Annotated in this window: 22 protein-coding genes; 20 read left to right on the forward strand and 2 right to left on the reverse strand. The window is 67.8% G+C overall.

Annotation, left to right across the window (positions count from 1 at the left end; all coding sequences use genetic code 11):
* The first annotated feature begins 18 nt into the window (after nt 1-18).
* The 4 genes from JSV65_03040 (at nt 19) to JSV65_03055 (ending at nt 3,794) form a co-directional block, all read left to right on the forward strand.
* On the forward strand, nt 19-642 hold the full coding sequence (locus JSV65_03040; protein ID UCH36684.1) for a dTMP kinase: 624 nt from the start codon (nt 19-21) through the stop codon (nt 640-642).
* 71 nt (nt 643-713) lie between these two features.
* Nucleotides 714-1,043 (forward strand): cyclic-di-AMP receptor, encoded by a 330-nt coding sequence (locus JSV65_03045; protein UCH35342.1) that lies wholly within the window; start codon nt 714-716, stop codon nt 1,041-1,043.
* Between the two features lie 96 nt (nt 1,044-1,139).
* Nucleotides 1,140-2,390 (forward strand): hypothetical protein, encoded by a 1,251-nt coding sequence (locus tag JSV65_03050; GenBank protein ID UCH35343.1) that lies wholly within the window; start codon nt 1,140-1,142, stop codon nt 2,388-2,390.
* A 531-nt stretch (nt 2,391-2,921) separates the two neighbouring features.
* Nucleotides 2,922-3,794, forward strand: a complete 873-nt coding sequence (locus JSV65_03055) for a DUF348 domain-containing protein (GenBank protein ID UCH35344.1) — start codon at nt 2,922-2,924, stop codon at nt 3,792-3,794.
* A 65-nt stretch (nt 3,795-3,859) separates the two neighbouring features.
* On the opposite strand, the gene JSV65_03060 is transcribed toward JSV65_03055, so the two are convergent.
* Nucleotides 3,860-4,642: a DUF72 domain-containing protein gene (locus JSV65_03060; GenBank protein UCH35345.1), complete on the reverse strand. Its 783-nt coding sequence runs from the start codon at nt 4,640-4,642 to the stop codon at nt 3,860-3,862.
* A gap of 67 nt (nt 4,643-4,709) precedes the next feature.
* Complete coding sequence (gene mutM, locus JSV65_03065) at nt 4,710-5,570, reverse strand: bifunctional DNA-formamidopyrimidine glycosylase/DNA-(apurinic or apyrimidinic site) lyase (protein UCH35346.1); 861 nt, start codon at nt 5,568-5,570, stop codon at nt 4,710-4,712.
* Nucleotides 5,571-5,903: 333 nt separating this feature from the next.
* On the opposite strand from mutM, the gene JSV65_03070 reads away from it, so the two are divergent.
* The 16 genes from JSV65_03070 (at nt 5,904) to JSV65_03145 (ending at nt 20,957) form a co-directional block, all read left to right on the forward strand.
* The gene (locus JSV65_03070) at nt 5,904-6,614 is read left to right on the forward strand and encodes a YggS family pyridoxal phosphate-dependent enzyme (protein ID UCH36685.1); all 711 of its coding nucleotides are present in this window, start codon (nt 5,904-5,906) and stop codon (nt 6,612-6,614) included.
* Between the two features lie 202 nt (nt 6,615-6,816).
* A complete protein-coding gene (locus JSV65_03075) occupies nt 6,817-7,218 on the forward strand; it encodes a cell division protein SepF (GenBank protein UCH35347.1) in 402 nt (133 codons plus the stop codon).
* Nucleotides 7,219-7,352: 134 nt separating this feature from the next.
* Nucleotides 7,353-8,174, forward strand: coding sequence for a pyrroline-5-carboxylate reductase (gene proC, locus JSV65_03080; protein ID UCH35348.1), 822 nt, complete (start codon nt 7,353-7,355; stop codon nt 8,172-8,174).
* Nucleotides 8,171-8,455, forward strand: a complete 285-nt coding sequence (locus tag JSV65_03085; protein ID UCH35349.1) for a YggT family protein — start codon at nt 8,171-8,173, stop codon at nt 8,453-8,455. Before proC ends, JSV65_03085 begins: the two co-directional genes overlap by 4 nt.
* Entirely contained in the window at nt 8,455-8,931 is a 477-nt protein-coding gene (locus JSV65_03090; GenBank protein ID UCH35350.1) for a DivIVA domain-containing protein, read from the forward strand. The genes JSV65_03085 and JSV65_03090 overlap by 1 nt, the downstream gene beginning before the upstream one ends.
* A 108-nt stretch (nt 8,932-9,039) precedes the next feature.
* Nucleotides 9,040-10,458, forward strand: a complete 1,419-nt coding sequence (locus tag JSV65_03095; GenBank protein UCH35351.1) for a CPBP family intramembrane metalloprotease — start codon at nt 9,040-9,042, stop codon at nt 10,456-10,458.
* A 197-nt stretch (nt 10,459-10,655) separates the two neighbouring features.
* A complete protein-coding gene (locus JSV65_03100) occupies nt 10,656-10,952 on the forward strand; it encodes a DUF167 domain-containing protein (GenBank protein UCH35352.1) in 297 nt (98 codons plus the stop codon).
* Nucleotides 10,953-11,072: 120 nt separating this feature from the next.
* Complete coding sequence (locus tag JSV65_03105; GenBank protein ID UCH35353.1) at nt 11,073-12,167, forward strand: glucose-1-phosphate thymidylyltransferase; 1,095 nt, start codon at nt 11,073-11,075, stop codon at nt 12,165-12,167.
* 21 nt (nt 12,168-12,188) lie between these two features.
* Nucleotides 12,189-13,043 (forward strand): glycosyltransferase family 2 protein, encoded by an 855-nt coding sequence (locus JSV65_03110; protein UCH35354.1) that lies wholly within the window; start codon nt 12,189-12,191, stop codon nt 13,041-13,043.
* 4 nt (nt 13,044-13,047) lie between these two features.
* Nucleotides 13,048-13,938: a dTDP-4-dehydrorhamnose reductase gene (gene rfbD, locus JSV65_03115; GenBank protein UCH35355.1), complete on the forward strand. Its 891-nt coding sequence runs from the start codon at nt 13,048-13,050 to the stop codon at nt 13,936-13,938.
* Nucleotides 13,939-14,089: 151 nt separating this feature from the next.
* Entirely contained in the window at nt 14,090-16,891 is a 2,802-nt protein-coding gene (gene ileS / locus JSV65_03120; GenBank protein ID UCH35356.1) for an isoleucine--tRNA ligase, read from the forward strand.
* Nucleotides 16,892-16,898: 7 nt separating this feature from the next.
* Nucleotides 16,899-17,270, forward strand: coding sequence for a TraR/DksA C4-type zinc finger protein (locus tag JSV65_03125; GenBank protein ID UCH35357.1), 372 nt, complete (start codon nt 16,899-16,901; stop codon nt 17,268-17,270).
* A gap of 104 nt (nt 17,271-17,374) precedes the next feature.
* Nucleotides 17,375-17,806, forward strand: a complete 432-nt coding sequence (gene lspA, locus JSV65_03130; protein ID UCH35358.1) for a signal peptidase II — start codon at nt 17,375-17,377, stop codon at nt 17,804-17,806.
* 3 nt (nt 17,807-17,809) lie between these two features.
* The gene (gene lgt, locus JSV65_03135; protein UCH35359.1) at nt 17,810-18,583 is read left to right on the forward strand and encodes a prolipoprotein diacylglyceryl transferase; all 774 of its coding nucleotides are present in this window, start codon (nt 17,810-17,812) and stop codon (nt 18,581-18,583) included.
* A complete protein-coding gene (locus JSV65_03140; GenBank protein UCH35360.1) occupies nt 18,567-19,544 on the forward strand; it encodes an RluA family pseudouridine synthase in 978 nt (325 codons plus the stop codon). Before lgt ends, JSV65_03140 begins: the two co-directional genes overlap by 17 nt.
* Nucleotides 19,545-19,799: 255 nt before the next feature.
* Nucleotides 19,800-20,957 carry an NAD/NADP octopine/nopaline dehydrogenase family protein gene (locus JSV65_03145; GenBank protein ID UCH35361.1) on the forward strand — a complete coding sequence of 386 codons (1,158 nt, stop codon included), beginning with the start codon at nt 19,800-19,802 and terminating at the stop codon, nt 20,955-20,957.
* Nucleotides 20,958-21,057 lie beyond the last annotated feature (100 nt).

Here is a 21,057-nt window from a genome sequence, read left to right on the forward strand (position 1 = left end):
AGATGCGTGCGACGGGGAATCTTAATCACGGTCGAAGGCATAGACGGCGCGGGCAAGACCACGCACGCGCGCATGCTCGCCGACTGGCTGCGCCAACGGGGACACGACGTCGTGCTCACCCGCGAGCCGGGCGGGTCGAAGCTCGGCGAGAGGCTGCGGCCGCTGATCCTCGACGGCGGCGCGACCGAGGTCACCGCCGCCGCCGAGCTGTTCCTCTACGCCGCGGACCGGGCGCAGCACGTCGAGGAGGTAATCCGCCCCGCCCTCGGCGAAGGACAAACCGTGGTCTGCGAGCGCTACGCCGATTCTACGACGGCGTATCAGGGCTATGGCCGCGAGCTCGATCTGGAATTCGTGCGCCGTCTCAACGAGGTCGCGACCGGCGGCGTGGAGCCGGATCTGACCATACTGCTGGATTTGGCGCCCGACGCGGCGCGCCAGCGCATGGCGCACACGCCCGATCGGCTGGAGCGCGAGGAGCCGGCGTTTCATCATCGGATCGTCGAGGGTTACCGCGAGTTGGCGCGGGCGCACGGCGAGCGGATCAAGGTGGTTGACGCGGCCCCGCCCCGAGATGAGGTGTTCCAGGGCGTGGCGCAGGTCGTCGAGGCGTTCCTCAGCGAGCGCCGACCCGACCCTTGAGCTGCCCAGCGGAACGCCGGCGACGCCCACCGCGCGCGAGATGCCGCGCGGCGGCAAAGGAGGCTTAAACGGTGAAGCTCATCGTAGCCGTGGTGCAGGATAAGGACCGGCGCAAGGTCACGGACGCTCTGCTCGAGGCTGGCTACAAGTTCACCAACATCGCCAGCACCGGCGGATTCCTGCGCGAGGGGAACGTGACCTATCTCATCGGCGTGCCTCCGGATCAGGTGGACGCCGTGCTCGAACTCATCGGCAAGCATTCGAAGACCCGCGAGCAGTTCGTCAACGTCTTCCCGCCGACGATCGAGCCCATCGGCACCTGCATGCCGAGTCCGGTCAAGGTGACCGTCGGCGGCGCCGTGATCTTCGTCGTGGACGTCGAGCAGTCCAAGACACTGTAGGCCGGTCGGCACGGCGTGGGGGCGGCCCGCGAGCCGCCCCTGTGGTCAACTCGGCGCCGTGCGGCGCCATCCCTGGGAGCCAGCGATCGCATCTCGATGACCGATAGCCCCGCGAACTTGAGCGACCTCATCGGCCAGGATGCCGCCGTCACTATCCTGCGCTCGGCGCTGCGCCAGCGCCGGGTCGGGCACGCGTACCTCTTCGTCGGCCCGGAAGCGGTGGGCAAGCTGACCGCGGCCATGCTGTTCGCCAAGACGCTCAACTGCGAGGACGAGTCCGCGCCCGACGAGGCGTGCGGCGCGTGCAAGTCGTGCGTGCGCTTCGAGCACGGCAATCATCCCCAGATCTGGCGCATCGCGCCGATGTACCGCCGCCAGCCGATCACCGATCCCAGGTTGCTCGAGCTGATCGAGGATCAGGCGTGGATCACCATCGCGCAGACCCGCGGCGATGACCGCGACAGTCCGCCTCATCCGCCCGTGCTGCGCGAGGCGATGCGCAAGCCGATCTTCTCCCCCTACAAAGTTTTCATCTTCGAGCCCGCGGATCGCATGACCGAGGAGGCCGCCGATTCGCTGCTCTACACCCTCGAGGAACCGCCGCAGGGCACCGTCTTCATCCTCGTCACCAGCCGCCCCGCCGCACTGCGCGAGACCGTCGTCTCGCGCTGCGAGCAGGTGCGGTTCCACATGGTCGCGCCGCAGCACATCGAGGACTTGCTCCAGGCCCGCGGAGTCGAGAGTGACCGCGCGCAGCTCATCGCGGGACTCGCCGACGGCCGCCCGGGCCGCGCGATAACCACCGCCGAGCGGCCGTACGTCATGGAGGTGCGCGCCGAGGCAATAGAGCTTGCCCAGAGCCTGTTCTCCTCGCCGCTGCAAGCAGCGCTCGCGCTGTCATCGCGAACCAAAGAACTCGCCGCGCGCCTGTGGGAGAAGGAGTTCGAAGCGATCGTCGAGGAAGAGCGCGAGGAGGAAGAAGAACAGCTCGGCGAGTCCGAAGGCGCGGTGGAGGCCGAGAAGTTCAGGATCAGCTACACGCGCGCCATGCGCCGCGCCGTGCCGGAAGTGCTCAACATGATGGCCGCGTGGCTGCGCGACGTCATGGTTGCCAAGAGCGGCCGGCCCGAACTCGTGATCAACCGCGATTTCCTCGAGCAAGCTCAACTGCTCGCCGGGCAGGCGCCGTACGACGTCCTGCGCCGGGCGATTGACTGCATCGTGCGCACCGGCGGCTACATTCGCAGCTACGTCAATCTCGACCCCGCGCTGGAGGGGGCGTACGTCGAATTGCTCGAACGTTCCGGCGCGCCGGAACGTATCGCCGCAGGGGAACGGTCAGGCTAAGGCAGGCTCTTCTCCGGCGCCGGCCATCGCCCGCAAGGTCGGCATGTCCTCGACGACCGCGGCCCGGAGGTGCTGGTCCTCGCGACCGCGCTCCGGCAGCACACGCCGCGCTCGGAGCGGCCGCCCGCGCAGATCCCTTTCCGGCGATGCAACCTACCCGGCCCGCTGCGCGTCTAAGATTGGTGTGAATCTGTGGAACATAGCCGCGTGCGCGGACGAACAGCGCCAGTGGGCCCCTGGGTAGAAGCGTCCATGGGAACAAAGGTGTGCATTGACACGTCGAGCGCGGTGTGTTACATTCACGCGTCGCGGTCCCTGGGGAGCCGCTGACAGTTCCGGACATACTGCGTCGCATTCCCATCAGGGCTTATAGCCACCGTCACTGCCTCACATCGCAGCACCGGCCCCACCAGAGCCCCACCATTAGCTACGCGAGACTTGCCGCGCGTCGGGTTCGCCCGGAGCGCGAGTGTGGCGGCGCCGTACCGTGGCACCGCTGCCGAGCGAACAATTCCGACGGAGGATTGCGCCATGCCGCCTAGTGGCCGCGTCCGGGGGACATGCCGCGAGCAGCCGGTGCTTGCTGCCGCAGTTCGAGTATCTGCCATAATTGCGATCGCCATCGCGTGCAGCATCGTCATCTTGCCGTCCGTTGACACCGGTGTGAGTCAGGTCCTCGCGGCCAGCGACGCGGCGGAGCAAGTGACCGTCACCCTCATCGCGGACGGTCGGGAACGCTCGGTTACGACAGAGCCGGTCACCGTCGCCGAGCTGGTCGCCGGCGCGCGCATCGCCCTCAGCGAATTGGACCGCGTCGAACCCGGGCTCGACGAACTGGTGTCGCAGGGCCTGGTCGTGCGCGTGGTGCGCGTGACCCACCAGCAAGTGACACGCGAGATCGAGATCCCGGTCACCGCCCGCGTGCGCTACGACGCGCGCGTCCACAAGCCCATCGTCCTTCACGATGGCTCGCCGGGCCGAGCGGTCGCGGTACTCGACATCTGGACCAAGGACGGCGACGAAACCGAACGCGCAGTGGTATCGCAGCGCGTGATCGAGCCGATGAAACCGCGCCTCGTGGTGCGCGGCACGAGGTCGCTGCCCTCGCGCGGCGGGGAAGTGCTGCACATGGAGGCGACGGGCTATGATCCCGGGCCCCGCAGCTGCGGGCGATACGCCAGCGGCCGCACGGCCATCGGGCTCAAGGCGGGCAAGGGCGTGGTCGCGGTGGACCCGCGCGTCATCCCGCTCGGCACCAAGCTCTACGTTGACGGCTACGGCGAGTGCGTCGCCGGTGACGTCGGGCGCGCGATCAAAGGCCGCCGCATAGACCTCGGCTTCGACACCTACCGCGAGGCGCTCTCCTGGGGCCGCCGCATGGTCAAGGTGCGCATCCTCGAATAGGCCCGCCCGCGGCTGGCCCCGACACCCGTACGACTCGGCGCGAGCGGCGGAACGATTCCCCGTCTCTATGCCGGCAACTCCTGCTGCAGCAGCTCCTTCATCTGCGCGGCATTGGTCGCCGCCTTGCCGCCGAAGCAGTTGTTCATGAACACGTAGACCTTCTCCGTCTCTTGCTGGAGCTGATCGATCTTCGGCACCCACTCGCGCAGCTCATCCTCGCTGTAGAGGTAGTCGTAGCGCGTCTTGTTGTCGCCCTTCCACCACTTCTCGTAGTTGCGACCGTGGAACCGCACATAGCCGACCGGCGACGTCGCCACCGCGACCGGCGGCATCAGGCTCTTGAACTGCGGCTCGTCCACCGCGCAGTAGCCCACCCCGTGCTCGCGCAGGAAATCGAACACCGGCTGCTCCGCCCACTCGCGGCTGCGAAACTCCACCACCAACGGCAGCCCCGTGAACCGCTCCCCGAACTCGGCGAGATACGCGCGGTTCTCCTGCGTGTTGTGAAAGCGATGCGGAAACTGCGCCAGCACGCAGCCGAACTTGTCGGCCTCGATCAAGGGCTGCAGCGAACCGATGAACGACTCGAAATCCGCGTCGCGCGACTCGCTCGGCTCGTGCGTCAGCCCGCCGTACGCCTTCACCGTGAACTGGAAGCCCGCCGGAACCTTGTTCGCCATGTGGAAGAACGTGCGCGGATGCACCAGGCGGTAGTACGTCGAGTTGACCTCCACGCAGTCGAACCGCTCGCCGTAGTACGTGAGCCAGTCCCGGTCCGACAGGCCCTCCGGATAGAAGCTGCCCTTCCAATCCGCGAATTTGAATCCCGAAGTACCGATGTAGATCATGACCTCGCCTCGCACGCGCTGCTCCGCGGCCGTCGAGCAGCTATGCCGCCGTCGTCCGCCGTCCCTTTCATCGCCGGCGCGCCTTGCGCCTGCGCAGCTTCTGGCACGTCGGGCAGAAATGAGCCGAGCGCCCGTGGAGCACGATGCGCCTGATCGGGGTGCCGCAGCGCCGGCACGGCTCGCCCGCGCGCTGATACACGGCGAGGCATCGCTGGAACGACCCGCGCCGGCCGTTGGCGTCCACGTATGCGGCATCGTTCGCCGAGGTGCCGCAGCAGCGAATCGCGTGACGCAGCACCCCTCCGATCGCTCGGCACAGGCGCGCGATCTCATCGTCCGTCAGCGTGTTTGCCGGCTGCGCGGGATGCAGCCCGACGCGGAACAGCGTCTCGTCGGCGTAGATGTTGCCGAGGCCGGCGACGAAGCCCTGATCCATGAGCACCTGCTTGATGCCCCCAGACCGGCGCGGCAGGCACGCGCGGAAATGGTCGCGCAGCCCGCGATCGAACGGCTCCGGCCCCAGTTCGCTCAGGCCTCGGATGTTCGCCGCGTCCGTGCCGCGGGCGACCCAGACCTCGCCGAAGCGGCGCGGATCAACGTAGCGCAAGTCCCGCCCGCCGCTGAGGCCGAGAATGACGTGAGTGTGCGGCGCCGCAGGCTCGTCGGCGCGCACCACGATCAGCCGCCCGCTCATGCCCAGGCGCACCACCAGCGTGTCCGCGCCGTCCAGCGCCAGCAGCAGCGCCTTGCCGCGCCGCGCGATGCCGGTGATGCGCCTGCTTGCCGCAAGCTCGCCAAACCGCCGCGCGGCTTGCCGGCGGCGGCCGAGTATGTCGCGCTTGCCGACCCACACCGACTCGACGCGTCGCCCTACGACTTGCGGCGTCAGTTGGCGTCGTATCGTCTCTGCTTCGGGAAGCTCTGGCATTCGTGTGCTCGTGTCAACGCAATCCGGCCGCGACGCCGATCGCTCATTCGCTCCGAGGGCATCGTGACCGGCCACGGCGATCGGTGCGACTGCGCCGTGGGCTGGTTGTCATTATAGCAAAACGCGCCGCAGAATTCTCTGCCGCGAGGAGGGCATCGCGCATCTCCGGCGAAATCCCAGTGCGACGCGCGCGCCTGCAACCGCGCAGAAACCAAGCCGGCGATTCATACTATACGTGAGGCGCGTTGATCGGATGCGCCGCGCGTGCGCGCATGAGTAATGCGCGCGAAGCAGCTAAAAAAGCGTTTGCTGCGCGCAGGGGTGTGTGGTATAATGTGCGCGCTTTCGGGACCGATCCTTGATATCGCAGGCAACGTCGCGCGTGTGCGCGAGCGTATTGCCGCCGCTGCAGCACGCGCCGGACGCCGCGCCGAGGACATCATTCTCGTCGCCGCAAGCAAAACGGTGGAAGCCGAGCGCATCGCGCTCGCCGCGCAGGCAGGGATCGCCGATTTCGGCGAGAACTACGTCCAGGAGGCGCAGCGCAAGATCGAGCGCGTCGGGCGCGGCGTGCGCTGGCACTTCGTCGGGCACCTGCAGACGAACAAGGCGAAGCAAGCGGTCGCCCTGTTCGACATCGTCCAGATCGTGGACAGCGAGCGCCTGGCGGCGGCACTCGACAAGCGCGCCCGTGCCGCCGGCCGCACGCTGCCGGTGCTGGTCGAGGTCAACACCAGCGGCGAGGCGACGAAGTTCGGCGCGGCGCCGGACGAGGCGTCGCGCGTGGCCGAGGCGGTCGCCAGCCTCGATGCGCTGGAGCTGAAGGGGCTGATGACCATGGGCCGGCTGGGCGCGACGCCGGACGACGCGCGTCCATGCTTTGCGCTCCTGCGCGAGCTGTCGCAGCGCATCTTCGCGGCGGCGCCCGGCGCCCCGGAGCGCTGGCTCTCGATGGGCATGAGCCAGGACTTCGAGGTCGCGATCGAGGAAGGGTCAAATGTGGTGCGGGTCGGGACCGCGATTTTCGGCGCGCGCCCTGAGTAGTGCTGACGATCGAGGTTCCTGTATCATCGAAATGGCTCGTGCGCTGCGGTGCGCACCTAAAGGATTTCGTCGGAAAAAGCGTCTGGCGTCAGCGGCCCTCCGCTCATGCCACGCAATCAATAAACGCGAACCCGTCTCCGGCCGTTACGCTGACGGCTCGAAGCAACATTAGCAGCACAAATCACACCACAGGGAGGCTCGCATGTCAGGGGTTCTGGAACGGGTCAAGAGCTGGTTGTTCGCGGAGGACGACGGCAATGAAGCCGTCGTGCCGGCCAATCCTGATGTCGGCTCCAAACCACGTCTGCTTCTTCACCCCCGTCAGGACGAGATCTTCGTCCGCTGGCCCAAGTCGCTTGACGACGCGCAGGTCTGCGCCGATTGCCTGAAGGCGCGCAGGCCGGTCGTGGTCAACCTCAAAGTCCTTGAGGAGCACAAAGCCCGCCGCGTCCTCGATTTCCTGGGCGGCGTCGTCTATGCGATTGACGGGCATCTGGAGCAGGCCGGCGACGGGATTTACATCCTTGCCCCGACCAGCATGCTCATTACCGCCGAGGCCGAAGACCGCTCGACCGCCGACACGGAACTCTGGGCGGAGCCGTAGGCCGCCGCATCCCACTGATTCCGTTCCGGTCGCGAACTGCTGACAGGTCGGATCGCCGGCTCCTCCGTCGCACCCGGCGCGACGGCAGCGGCCACGTCGAGCCGCGCCCGGTCAGCGAGGCGTGAGGCGTTCTCATGTCCGAACAACGCACAATTGGCGTCATCGGCGTCGGCCGTATGGGCACGGCGCTGGTGCGCGGCCTCATTTCCGCAGGGGCGTCACCCGCTTCGATCCGCGCCTTCGATGCGGCGCCGGACCGCCTGCGGGCCGCTCAGGAAATGGGCGTCACCGCGTGCGCCTCCGCTGCCGAGGTCGCCGACGGCGCGGACGTCATCGTCATCGCCGTCAAGCCGCCCGATGTCCCCACCGCGCTGCAGGAAATCGGGCCGTCGCTGACCGCGCAGCAGACCGTGCTGTCCATCGCCGCCGGCGTCACGACGCGGGCGCTGCGCGCCAGCCTGCCGCCGGACTGCCGCGCGGGAGTCGTGCGCGCCATGCCCAATACGCCGTGCGTCGTCGGCGAGGGCATGTCCGTCGTCGCGCTCGACAGCCCCGCGTCGTCGGAGGGCATCGCCGCCGCCAAGCAGGTGCTCGCCGCCGCCGGCAAGGTAGTCGAGCTGCCCGAGAAGTTGCTTGACGCGGCTACCGGCCTGTCCGGCAGCGGGCCCGCATATGCATTCGCCTTCCTTCAGGCGCTGGCTGACGGCGGCGTCGCAGCCGGGCTGCCGCGAGCCACGGCGGTCGAGTTGGCGGCGCAGACCGTGCTCGGCGCTGCGCGCATGGTTCTCGCCGGCGAGGGCCATCCGGAGCAGCTCAAGGACATGGTGATGTCCCCGGCAGGCACGACTGCAGCGGGGATGGCGGCCCTGGAAGCGCGCGCCTTCCGCGCCGCGGCGATCGAGGCGGTGGTTGCCGCGTGGCGTCGCGCCCGGGAACTGGGAGGCGATGACCCATGAGCCCTTGGTTCGGCGCCGCGTCGCTCGTCGGCATTATCCACCTCATCTTCTGGGTGCTCCAGCTTCTCGTCTTCGCGCGCGTCATCATGTCCTGGATCCGCGTCGCGCCGCATCACCCGCTGGTCCACTTCGTCCACGACACGACCGAACCCATGTTGCGCCCGTTTCGCGCCGTTCTTCGCGTCGGCCCGGGCGGGATAGACTTCTCCCCCCTGATTCTGCTGCTCGTGTTGTGGGTCGCGGAGCGACTCGTAATCTCAATCATAGTGGGAGCACCGTGATGACGAACGACATCATGCCCATAGATATAGTGAACCGGAAGTTCCGCCAGGGGCTCAAGGGGTATGCCCAGGCCGAGGTTGACGACTTCCTGGGCCAGGTGGCCGACGCCTACGGCAAGGCGCTGCAGGAAAGCGACCGCCTCAAGCAGGAACTGGAGCAGGCGGAGCGCGCGCTGCGCCAGTATCGCGATGCCGAGGAGACCATCAAGAACGCCCTGGTGCTGGCGGAGAAGACTGCGGACGAGGCGCGCAGTCGCGCCCAGGAAAACGCGAGCCTGGTGGTGCGCGAGGCGGAGCAGCAGGCGAGAGAGATGATCGCCGCCGCACGGCGCGAGAAGGAAGACATCGCCCGCGAAGCGGAGGAGCTGCGCCGCGAGCGCGAGCGCTTCGAGGCTGAGTTCCGCGCGCTGCTGGAGACCTACATGCATTTGCTCTCGCGCGCCGGGAACGCGGCACCCGAGCCCGCGCCGGACTGATTCGCAGCAGCCCCGCGGGGCGCCCTACCTACAGCCTACAAGTAGCACGGGCATCTCCGGCCCGCAGCCCAACGCGGCGGATTGGCAATGCAGCACGACGACACGCCAATGGAGGAACCCACGGCGGCCCCGCATCGCACCTCGCGGGGCCGTATCGCAGCGGCGCTCGTCCTGTTGGCGCTCGCAGCCACCGGCCTCACCCTCGAATTCGCGATCACGCTCCGCGGCAATTGGGTGCTGCGCGACGCTCAGGCCCGCATGGACATGTTCGAGGGCGAGGTCGTCATGCGACTGTCGTACTACCTCTCAGGCATCCATCGGCGGGGCGCGCCCGCCACGCTGGCGGGGGACTTCGCGCGCAAATCCGCACGCACTGGCTTCGCCGGCGCGGCAGCCTACTTCGACAAGGCCGCGGCGGGCTTCGCCGATCCGGATGACCAAACCGCAGCGGCCGCCTCCGCAGCCGCCCTCTACAGCCACGTGGGCGAGGACTTTCGAGCGCTGCGCGTCATCCAGCGCTCGCTGGCTACCGGCGACCGCGACGTGCTCTCGATGCTCGCGCGCCTCTACGCCAACCAACGCCCCGCCCCCGAATGGCTGCGCACCAGGGAGTTCGACTGGATCGTCAGCCACGTGCCCGCCGCGCTCCTCATCGAGACCCAGCTCAATGAGAAGCTGGACCGAACCGCCCGCGCCGCCGACCTCAGGCGCGAGATGTATAACGCCGGTACCGCGGCGGCATTGCGCGTCGAAGTGCTGCTGCTGCTCGCCCTCGCTCTGACACTGGGAGGCGTCATCATCCTAGCGCGGGGGCTGTTCGCCTTGGGTTTCGGCCCGTACGCAGGGCTGCCGCAGCGGCGGTGGGGAATCTGGGAGGGACTGCAGCTCGTCGGCGCATGGTTGGTGCTCATGTTGATGCTCCAGCAATTCGGCGCACTTGGGGCCATGGCGGGTAGCGGCGGCTTCGCGGCGGGCATCCTGGCCTCGTACGCGCTCGCATCGCTTCTCGCGTTGGTCTGGTTCGCGCGGTCAGTTGCGCCGGCCGGCAGCGGCCTGAGCACAGCGGGCTGGCGGCCGCTAGGCCTCGGCCGGAGCGCAGCGCTCGGCCTTGCGACCTATGCCGCCGTGGTGCCCGTCGTCTTCGCCGCTGCAATCCTCGCCATGCGCACGCTGCCCCCGCCGCCGGCGAATCCGCTCATCGCACTCATGATTGAGACCAAGAGCTGGGGCGTACGCGGACTGTTTCTGATTCTGCTCTGCGTCGTCGCGCCCGTGGCCGAGGAGACCGTGTTCCGCGGCGGCCTCTACGGCGGCATGCGCAAGCGATGGTCGCTGCCGCTGGCCGCGCTCCTCAGCTCGGCGCTGTTCGCGGCGGTGCATCTCAACTGGGCGAGCTTCGTGCCCGTGATGGCCCTCGGCGTCGCTTTCTGCGTCATCTACGAGCGCACCGGATCGCTCCTCCCCGCGATGATCGCTCACGCCTTCTTCAACCTCGGCACCGCAATCGCGATCTTCGCGTTCGCCTGACCGGCGATAATCGGCCGCGAGCCGCTCAACCCGGGTACCGCTCCCGCGACATTTGTGTTAGTCTAATGGAGTTCCGTATCGGCGGAGGGCCCTCGAACCGTGGAATCGTACCCGGGGACTTCGTTGCGGAGAAACCCCGGGAGATGCGCTCCGCCCGCGCGTATGAATCATGCGCGCGCAGAGGGAAGAAACCTGAAGTGGCAAGGAAAACGGAGAGTTCGGGAGGGCCGGTGACCCTTCGCGTGCGCGTGCGCGCGCGGGCGAGCGCGGACGGGGTGCAGGCGGATTCCGCCTCGCGCGAAGTCATCGTGTCGGTCACCGCCCCGGCGGTCGAGGGCAAGGCCAACCGCGCCATGCTGGCGCAACTCGCAAAGCATCTCGGCACCTCCCGCTCGTCACTTCAGATCGTATCGGGTGAGAAATCGCGGCGCAAGGTCGTCCGCGTCCACGGCCTGGGCGAGGCCGAGGCGTGGCGGCGACTGACCGGGCAATAGTCTCGCGGTCGGCGGTCCGAACTCCGCATGGCGGCGCCGCGCCGCGTGCCTGACCGACGACGGGGATGCCGCCGCGCACCACGGAGAATAGTTGACCACGACACCACGGAGGGCGTTACCTTGAAGGGAGTAGTTCTCGCCGGCGGCAGGGCAACCAGGCTGCGGCCCCTGACCCACACCATGACCAAGCACCTCATCCCGCTCGCCAACAAGCCGATCATCTACTACTGCCTCGAATCCCTGGCCGTCGCCGGCATCACGGAGGTCGCCATCATCGTCGGCTGCCGCCACCCCGACTATCCCGGCAGCATTGACACCGGCCCCGAGATCATGGAGGCGGTCGGCGGCGGCGAGCGCTGGGGGCTCAAGGTCACGTACGTCCCCCAAGACGCCCCGCGCGGCATCGCGCACGCCGTCGGCCTCACCCGCGATTTCGTCGGCCGCGACCCGTTCGTCGTCTTTCTCGGCGACAATTTCCTGCCCTCGGGCATCGCCGATTTCACGCGCGAGTTCGAGCACGCCGCGCCCAACGCCATGATCCTGCTCTGCCGCGTGCCCAATCCCCGCGACTTCGGCGTCGCGGTCCTCGAGGGCGAGCACGTCACCCGCCTCGAGGAGAAACCGGAGCATCCGCCGAGCGATCTCGCCTTGGTCGGCGTGTACCTCTTCGACCACCATGTCTTCGACGCCATCGACGACCTCAAGCCCTCGCGCCGCGGCGAGCTGGAGATCACCCATGCCATCCAGTCTCTGATAGATGGCGGCCTCGTCGTGCGCTCGCATCAGGTCAAGGGGTGGTGGAAAGACACCGGCACCTTAAGCGACCTGCTCGAGGCCAACCGCATCGTCCTCGACACCCTCGAGGAGAGCAAACAGGGCGAGGTGGACGATCGCAGCCAGCTGCTCGGCAGCGTCGTCATCGAGGACGGCGCCGCAATTACCAACAGTATCATCCAAGGCCCGGCCATCATCGGGCGCAACGCCCGCGTCGCCGATTCCTTGCTCGGCCCGTACGTCTCCATCCATTTCGACGTCGAGATCGAGGGCAGCGAACTTGCCAACAGCATCGTCCTCGAGGAGAGCGCCATCCGCCACATTCCCGGCCGCATCCGCGACAGCCTCATCGGCAAAAACGTCGCCGTCCATGCCGCCGACCGCCGCCCGGGATGGCACCAATTCGTGCTCGGCGACTACAGCCAGGTGATTCTCACCTAACGGGGCCCTCGTGTCATCAGAATGCTCCAGGCCGGGCAGAGCGCCCTCAATAACCCTATTCCGGAAGAGCCGCGGGCGCTTTCAGAAGGCCCGCAACTCCTTGCGCCGTCCACAGGAACGAGATTGACTCCAGCACATCCAATCGCGCCGCCGGTCTATCTCTCGCTCGTCATCCCGGCGCACGACGAAGAGGAGCGCATCGGCGCCACGCTCGAACGCGTTCTCGAATACCTGTCCGGCCGAGAGTACTCCTGGGAGGTCGTCGTTGTGGATGACGTCAGCAGCGACGGCACCGCCGAAGTCGTGTCTCGATTCCAGCAGCAGGAGGCGCGGCTGCGCCTGCTCCACCGCGCCGCCGACCCCGGCAAGGGCGCGGCGGTGCAGGCCGGCATGTTCGCCGCGAAAGGCCAGCGCGTGCTGTTTTCCGACGCGGACCTGTCCACGCCCATCGAGGAATCGGAGAAACTCCTCGACGCGGTCGAGCGCGAGGGGTATGATATAGCCATCGGCTCGCGCGGGCTGCCGCAGTCGGACCTCCGCGTGCGCCAGCCGTGGTACCGCGAGACGATGGGGCGCGTGTTCAACCTGATGGTGCGCGCCGTCGCGCTGCGCGGGTTCAAGGACACGCAGTGTGGGTTCAAGCTCTTCCGCGGCGAAGTGGCCGCCGATCTGTTCGGCCGCCAGACGATCATGGGTTTCGCCTTCGACGTCGAGATACTGTACGTCGCCATCAAGCGCGGGCTGCGGGTCAAGGAAGTGCCCGTGACGTGGATCAACGCCCCGCGCAGCAAGGTGGATCCGATCCGCGATTCGCTGCGTATGGCGCGCGATATGATGGGCATCCGATTCAAGAGCCTGCTCGGGCTCTACAGGTGAAGCGATGCGCGTAATGGTCACCGGCGCCGAGGGCATGCTCGGCAGAGCCGTCGTCGCGAGGCTTGCGCCCAAACATGACGTCGTCGGCGTTGATATCGGCGATTTCGACATCACCGATCACGCCGCCGCCGAAGCGGCGATCGCCGCCGCGCGGCCGGACCTCGTGTGCCACTGCGCCGCCTATACCGACGTTGACGGCTGCGAGCGCGAGCCCGATCGGGCGTTCCGCGTCAACGCCCTCGGAACGTGGAATACCGCCTCCGCGTGCAGCGCGGCGGGCGCGAACATGATATACATCAGTACCGACTTCGTCTTCGACGGCGACAAGGGCGAACCGTACAGCGAATACGACGCGCCGCGGCCGCTCGGCGCGTACGGCGCCAGCAAGCTGGCCGGCGAGAGGCACGTCAGGGAACTGGTCCAGCGCCACTTCATCGTGCGCACCGCCTGGCTCTTCGCCGAGCACGGGCACAATTTCGTGCTCTCCATCCTGCGCAAGGCGCAAGAGCTGGCCGCCGCTGCGGTGGCGTCAGGCGGCGCGCCCGTGCTGCGCGTGGTGGCGGATCAGATTGGCTCCCCGACCTACGCGCGCGATTTGGCCGACGCCATCGCGCGCCACATAGTTGATTCGCATCTCTACGGGACGTATCATATAACCAACGCTGGCTCCTGCTCGTGGGCCGAGTTCGCCGCCGAGGCGCTGCGCTACGCCGGCAGCCCGGCCCAGGTGGAGCCGATATCGTGGAAGGATTGGCCGAGCCCGACCCGGCGCCCGGCCTATGCGGTTCTGCGTCACTTGAGCCTCGAACTCCAGGGCCGCGACGATATCCGCCCGTGGCAAGAGGCCCTGGCCGAGACCGTGGCGCGGACCCAACTGGGAGGTGACGCCGGGTAGCCTGCAGGCCTGTACACTCCACAGGCGATGGCTCTGCGTGTGAATGCGGATTAACGCGGGTTCGGGCGCGCGGTCTCCAGACCGCGCGTGCGCGTGTTATTCGACTGGGCGCCCACGGACCGTCCCGCGGCTGGAGCAAGAACGGGAACCCATGAAACGCGAAACTGCAAACGACTACCGGCAGACTCTGAATCTGCCGCATACCGATTTCCCGATGAAGGCCAACCTGCCGCAGCGCGAGCCGGAAACCCTGTGCTTCTGGGAGGACCTCGACATCTACGCGCGGATTCAGCAGCAAACCGCCGGCCGCGAGCAGTACATCCTCCACGACGGCCCGCCCTATACCAGCGGCGACATCCATCTCGGCCAAGCGCTCAACAAGATCCTCAAGGACATCGTGGTCAAGTTCAAGTCAATGCAGGGCTTCGACGCGCCCTACGTGCCGGGATGGGATATGCACGGCCTGCCGACGGAGATGCGCGCCCTGCGCACGTTCGATCTTGACCGCCGCGAGATCGACCCGATGGAGCTGCGCCGCCGCGCGCACGAAACCGCCCTCCACTTCATGGAGGTGCAGCGGCGCCAGTTCAAGCGCCTCGGCGTGCGCGGCGAATGGGAGCATCCCTATCTCACGGTTGACCCCGCGTTCGAGGCCGCCGTGCTCGGCATATTCCGCGATCTCGTCGCGCACGACGCCGTCTATCGCGGCCTCAAGCCCGTGTACTGGTGCGCCACCTGCGAAACCGCCCTCGCCGAGGCCGAGATCGAATACGCGCCCGCCACCTCGCCCTCGATCTACGTCAAGTTCCCGGTCGTCGGCGACCTGCGCGAGCGCTTCCCCTCGGCGCCGCCCGATCTGCCTGCGTTCTTCGTGATCTGGACGACGACGCCGTGGACCCTGCCCGCCAACCTCGCCATCGCGGTGCATCCGGCGTTCGAGTACGCGCTGGTGCGGGCCAATGACGAGCTGCTCGTCGTCGCGAACGACCTCGTCGCGCCGGTGATGCAGGCCATCGGGCGTGCGGATTATGAGGTCATCGAGACCCGCCCCGGCGACAAGCTCGAAGCGATGCGCGCGCAGCATCCGTTCGTCGAGCGCGAGTCGGTGCTCGTGCTCGCCGACTACGTCACCCTGGAACAGGGCACCGGCCTGGTGCACACCGCCCCGGGCCACGGCCAGGAGGACTTCGAGACCGGCCGCGCATACGACCTGCCCGTGCTCAGCCCGCTCGACAACCGCGGCGTGTTCACGGACGAAGGCGGCAAGTTCGCGGGCATGCGCTACGATCAAGCCGACCCGGCCATCCTCGCCGAGATGCGCGAGCGGGGGGTGCTGCTGGCGAGCGAGGATTTCGAGCACTCCTACCCGCACTGCTGGCGCTGCCATCAACCGATCATCTTCCGCGCTACCGAGCAGTGGTTCGTCGCGGTGGACAAGTTTACGCGTCAGGCGCTCGAGGCGATTGACGGCGCCACGTGGGTGCCGCCGTGGGGCAGGGATCGCATCACGGGCATGGTCGCCGAGCGCCCGGACTGGTGCATCTCGCGTCAGCGCGCGTGGGGCATCCCCCTACCCGCATTCTATTGCCTGGGGTGCGGCGCCGTGCTGCTTACGCCGGAGGTGGTGGACGCCGTGCGCGCGGTCATCGCCGAGCGCGGCAGCGACGCCTGGTTCCAGTTGCAGGCCGCGGATTTCCTGCCCGCCGACACGTGCTGCGCCTCGTGCGGCCGCGCCGACTTCCGCAAAGAGACCGATATCCTCGACGTCTGGTTCGACGCCGGCTCCACTCACGCCGCGGTGCTGGAAACGCGCGGCAACCTGCGCTCACCCGCCGACCTCTACCTCGAAGGCAGCGACCAGCACCGCGGATGGTTCCAGGCGTCCCTGTGGACCTCGATCATCGCCCGTGGCCGCGCGCCGTACAAGTGCGTCCTGACCCACGGCTTCTTCCTCGATGAAACCGGGCGCAAGATGAGCAAGTCGCTGCAAAACATCGTGGACCCCAACGCGATCGCCGACCGCTACGGCGCGGACATCCTGCGCCTGTGGGTCGCCTACGTTGACTTCAAGTACGACATGCCGATGTCGGAGACCATCTTCGAGCAGGTCATCGAGGCCTACCGGCGCATCCGCAACACGGTTCGCTTCATGCTCGCCAACCTGTACGATTTCGATCCCGCGGCCGACGCACTCGAGCCCGGGGACCTGCTGCAATCCGATCGCTGGGCGCTGCACCGGCTCCAGGAGCTTGCCGCCAAGGCGACCCGTGCCTACGAGGAGTTCGAGTTCCACCGCGTTTACCACGGGGTCAATGAGTTCTGCGCCGTGGATATGTCGGCGTTTTATCTGGACATGTTGAAGGATCGCCTATATACTACCGCTGCCGGTTCGCGCGCGCGGCGCTCGGCGCAGACCGCCCTGTACGGGCTGGCGCACGGGCTGGCGCGGTTGCTCGCGCCGATATTGAGCTATACCGCCGAGGAAATCTGGCGACACTTGCCGGGCAACCACGAGGAGAGCGTGCAGCTCGCGCCGTGGCCCGCCCCCGACGAGCGGTGGCTCGACGAGGATCTCGCGCGCCGGTGGGAGCGAATCCTGCGTATTCGCGACGAGGTGAATGGCGCGCTGGAGCAGGCGCGCACGACGGGCGTGGTGGATCAGCCCTTGCACGCAGGGGTCACGCTCTACGCGCGCGACGACGAGGCCGACCTGCTGCGCGGCTTGGGCGACGACTTGGCGCGCGTGCTCATCGTGTCGCACGCTGCGGTCAAAGACGCCGGGGAGGCGCCGCCGGGCGCCTTCGTGAGCAGTGTGGTGGACGGCCTGACGATCGAGGTCGCGCCAGCGGCCGGCAGCAAGTGCGCGCGGTGCTGGCTCGTATGTCCGAGCGTTGGCGAGCGGGACGACCATCCCGGTCTCTGCGCGCGCTGCGCCGACGTGATCAAGGAGTAAGCGAGGGATGAGATCGGCCGAGTTGGAGCGGTTCCGCAAGCGGCTCGATGCCGAGGAGCAGCGCCTGCTCGAGGAGCTGCGCGATATCGCCGGCAACAGGGGCCGCGGCAGCGAGGCGGAGGTCGTCATGGAGATGTCCGGCTACGACGACCACCCGGCGGATATGGCCTCGGAGACGTTTCAGAAGGAAAAGGATCAGGCCGTCGTGGAGGGCATCCAGAATTCCCTCGCCCGCGTGCGCAATGCGCTTGCGAAAATCCGGCGTGGCACGTACGGCAAGTGCGACACCTGCGGCACACCGATCAGCCACAAGCGCTTGCGAGCACTCCCCTACGCGACTCTCTGCGTCGAATGCCAGGGGAGACGGGAGAACATCTGACGCGGCCCGAACGTCCCCAAAGTGCCAACGATCAGCTGCCGCGCGTCCCCGAGCAACGGAACCACGACGACTTGATCCGGGCGCGCTGGCCGCTCCTCGTCGCGGTGGCGGTCGCCGCGCTCGCGGCGGATCAGGCGTCCAAGCTGGCCGCCCTCGGCATGCTGTCCGATAACCAGCCTCATCCGATCGCGGGGCGCTGGCTTTATTTCACCCTCGCGCGCAATCCGGGCGGCGCCTTCGGCATCCTGCCCCAAGCTGCCGTCTACCTGATCGCGGCCTCCGCCGTGATCGCGCTCGTCATTCTGTTGTACGCGCGCGCCGCGCTTGCCCATTCGGCACTGCTCACAGTTGCCGTCGCCCTGCTGCTCGGCGGCGCCACCGGCAACCTGATTGACCGCCTGCGCCTGGGCCACGTCGTGGATTTCATAGACCTGCGCGTGTGGCCGGTGTTCAATGTCGCCGACATCGCGATCACCGTCGGCGTCGCCCTCATCATTCTGGTGTGGCTGCTGCCCGACCGACGCGAGGAGCCATAGCGCGTGCGACCCGTTTTCTTCAATCTCGGCCCCCTCTCGGTGCGCGCCTACGGCGTGATGCTCGTCATCGCGTTCGTCGTCGGCATCGCGTGGGCGCTGCGAGAGGCCGGGCGGCGGGAGCTGCCGCCGGAGCGCATGATTGACGCCGGCCTCGCGGCGCTGGTCGGCGGCCTGATCGGGTCGCGGGTGCTCTATGTCATCCTCGACCCCTACTTGGGCTGGCGCGACCTGCCCTTCATCTGGCGCGGCGGACTGTCGTTTCACGGCGGGCTCGTCGGAGGCATCCTCCTGGTTGCCCTGTACGGCGTCGCGGTGCGCGTGAGCCCTGCGCTTATATTCGACACCGGCGCGCCTTCGATGGCTCTCGGCTACGCCGTCGCCCGCATCGGCTGCTTCCTCAACGGCTGCTGCTACGGCGGCCCCACGCACCTACCGTGGGCGGCGCGGTTCCGCGACCCGACCACCGCCGAGCTGACTCCGCCCAGCCATCCTGCCCAGCTCTACGCCGTCCTCGGCGGTCTCGCCACCTTCGCCATCCTGCTCTGGCTCAGGGGGCGGGCCCGAGTCCACGGCCAGCTCTTCATCGCTTACATCGGCCTCTACGGCGTGCTTCGCTTCACGGTCGAGTTCTGGCGCAAGGGTTATACCTCCGGGCCCGAGATCGGCGGCCCCTTCACCGCGGCGCAGCTTGCGAGCATCGCCCTGATGGCCTTCGGGATCGCCGGCTGGCTCGGACTCAAGGCTTTAGGAGCACGCCGTCATGCGGCTGACGGTTGAGCCGGCCGAGGCAGGTCAGCGCCTCGACGTCGTCGTCGCGACGCGCGCGCCGGAACTCTCTCGCGCGCAGGCGCAGCGGCTCATCAGGGCGGGTGACATTGTGGTTGACGGCGTCGCCGTGAAGCCGCGGTTCATCGTCACCCCCGGCCAGCAGATAACCGTCAGCATCCCCCCGCCGCAGCCCGTGGGCATCGAGCCCCAGGAGTTCCCCCTCGACATCCGTTACGAGGATTCCGACGTCGTCGTCGTCAACAAGCCCGCCGGCGTGGTCGTCCATCCCGGCGCGGGTCGCCGCGAGGGGACGCTCGTCAATGCCTTGCTCGCGCACTGCACCGACCTCTCCGGCATCGGCGGCGAGCTGCGGCCGGGGATCGTCCACCGCCTGGACAAGGATACGTCGGGCCTGATCGCGGCGGCGAAGAATGACTTCGCCCACGCCTCCCTCGCGGCGCAGCTCAAGGCGCGCACCGCCGAGCGCCGTTATCTCGCTCTCATCTGGGGGCGGCCTGACAAGGACCATTTCACCGTGCGTACGCTCTTCGGCCGCCACCCGAAGCATCGGATCATGATGGCCGTGCTCGACCCGCAGCGCGCGGGCAAGCCCGGCGCGCGCGAGGCACTCACCGAGGTGCGCGTGCGCGAGCATCTCGGGCCGATGACGCTCATCGAGGCGCGCCTGCACACCGGGCGCACGCACCAGATTCGCGTCCACGCCTCCTACATCGGGCATCCGGTCGTCGGCGACCCCACGTACGGCGGCAAGCGCCAGAAGGCCGAATTGGCGGGGCTTGACGCGAAGGCTCAGCGCCTCGTCCGCGACCTACACGGCCAGGCTTTGCACGCATACCACCTCGCGTTCGACCACCCGCGCAGCGGCGAACGCATCGAGGTGAAGACGCACCCGCCCGACGACATGCAGGCGCTAATCGCACACATGCGAGGTGTCAAGGAACACCGGTAGAAGCAGGCCCCGGGCCTCCCCAGTCATCGGGACAGCCGCGAGAGCCGCCCGTACGACGCCCGCCCACGCGCTGGTCACCCATCCGGGCAGGATATCCATCCGCCGCAAGCGAAGAGCATACTGACCTGACGTCAGAGATGCTCACGGGGTTGGCCTACCACCGGCTGATTCGCAGGCCGGGGAGTCATGTTCACGGACCCCATTCCGCAGAAGCCCCGGCTGCTTCCCTGGTAGCCGAGACTCTACAGGAGACCAATGACAGAGAATACACGCGACCATCCGCGTTTCTGCGTGATCGGCGCGGGCCACGGCGGCACCGCGCTCGCGGCATACCTCGCTCTCAGCGGCTACCGCACGAACCTGTACAACCGCAGCGAGGATCGTCTCACCCCGATCAAACTGCTCGGCGGTATCGAACTCATCCGCCACGAGCCGGACATCCTGCCCCACGGCGTGGGGCAGCTCAACTGCGTCACCAACGACCCCGCGGAAGCGCTCCAGGACACCGACGTTGTCATGGTCGCGGTCCCGGCGAACGGACATCGCTTTGTCGCCGAGGCCTGCGCGCCGCATCTGCGCGACGGCCATGTCGTCGTTCTCAACCCCGGCCGCACCGGCGGCGCCCTTGAGTTCTCCCATGTCCTGCACGAGCACGGCGTCGCCGCCGACGTCATCGTCGCCGAGGCGCAGACCTTCATCTATGCCAGCCGCTCCGTCAACCCCGCCCAGGTGCAGATCTTCCGCGTCAAGAACAGCATCCCCGTCGCCGCTCTGCCCGCGTATCGCACCCCCGAGGTGATCACCGCGCTCCACGACGCCTTGCCCCAGTTCGTCCCCGGCGACAACGTCATCAAGACCAGCCTCGACAATATCGGCGCGGTGTTCCATCCCGCCGTCACCGTGCTCAACTCGGCACGCATCGAGAGCACCCACGGCGAATTCGAGTACTACATTGACGGCGTCAGCGAGTCGGTCTCCCGCGTCCTGGAATCCCTCGACGCCGAGCGCGTCGCGGTCGCCGCCGCCATGGGATTCAACGCCATCACCGCCCGCCAGTGGCTGTACCAGGCGTACGACGCCGCCGGTGATACCCTGCACCGGGCAATGCGCGCCAACCCCGGCTACTACGGCATTAAGGCGCCCCATCACCTCGACCACCGTTACCTCGACGAGGATGTCCCGATGAGCCTGGTGCCGATCGCCTCTCTCGGCGAGATGCTCGGCGTCGAAACGCCGACCATACGCGCCATCATCCACCTCGCCTGCCTGCTCAACCAGCGCGACTACTGGGCGGACGGGCGCACCGCCGAACGTCTCGGCCTTGCCGGACTCAGCCTCAAGGAAATCCGACAACTCATCCTCGAGGGGCTGCCGGACATCCCCGGCAGTCGGCGAACCTCCGAGCAGGCCTGACCCGGATTATTCATGACGGACGCAGGTATCGCGCAGACTGCCCGCGTCGGCGGTCACGAATTATCCGCGAGCAGTGACTGTGGCTCACGCACGGACGATA

The organism is Armatimonadota bacterium (assembly GCA_020354555.1).
Classification (GTDB): Bacteria; Armatimonadota; Hebobacteria.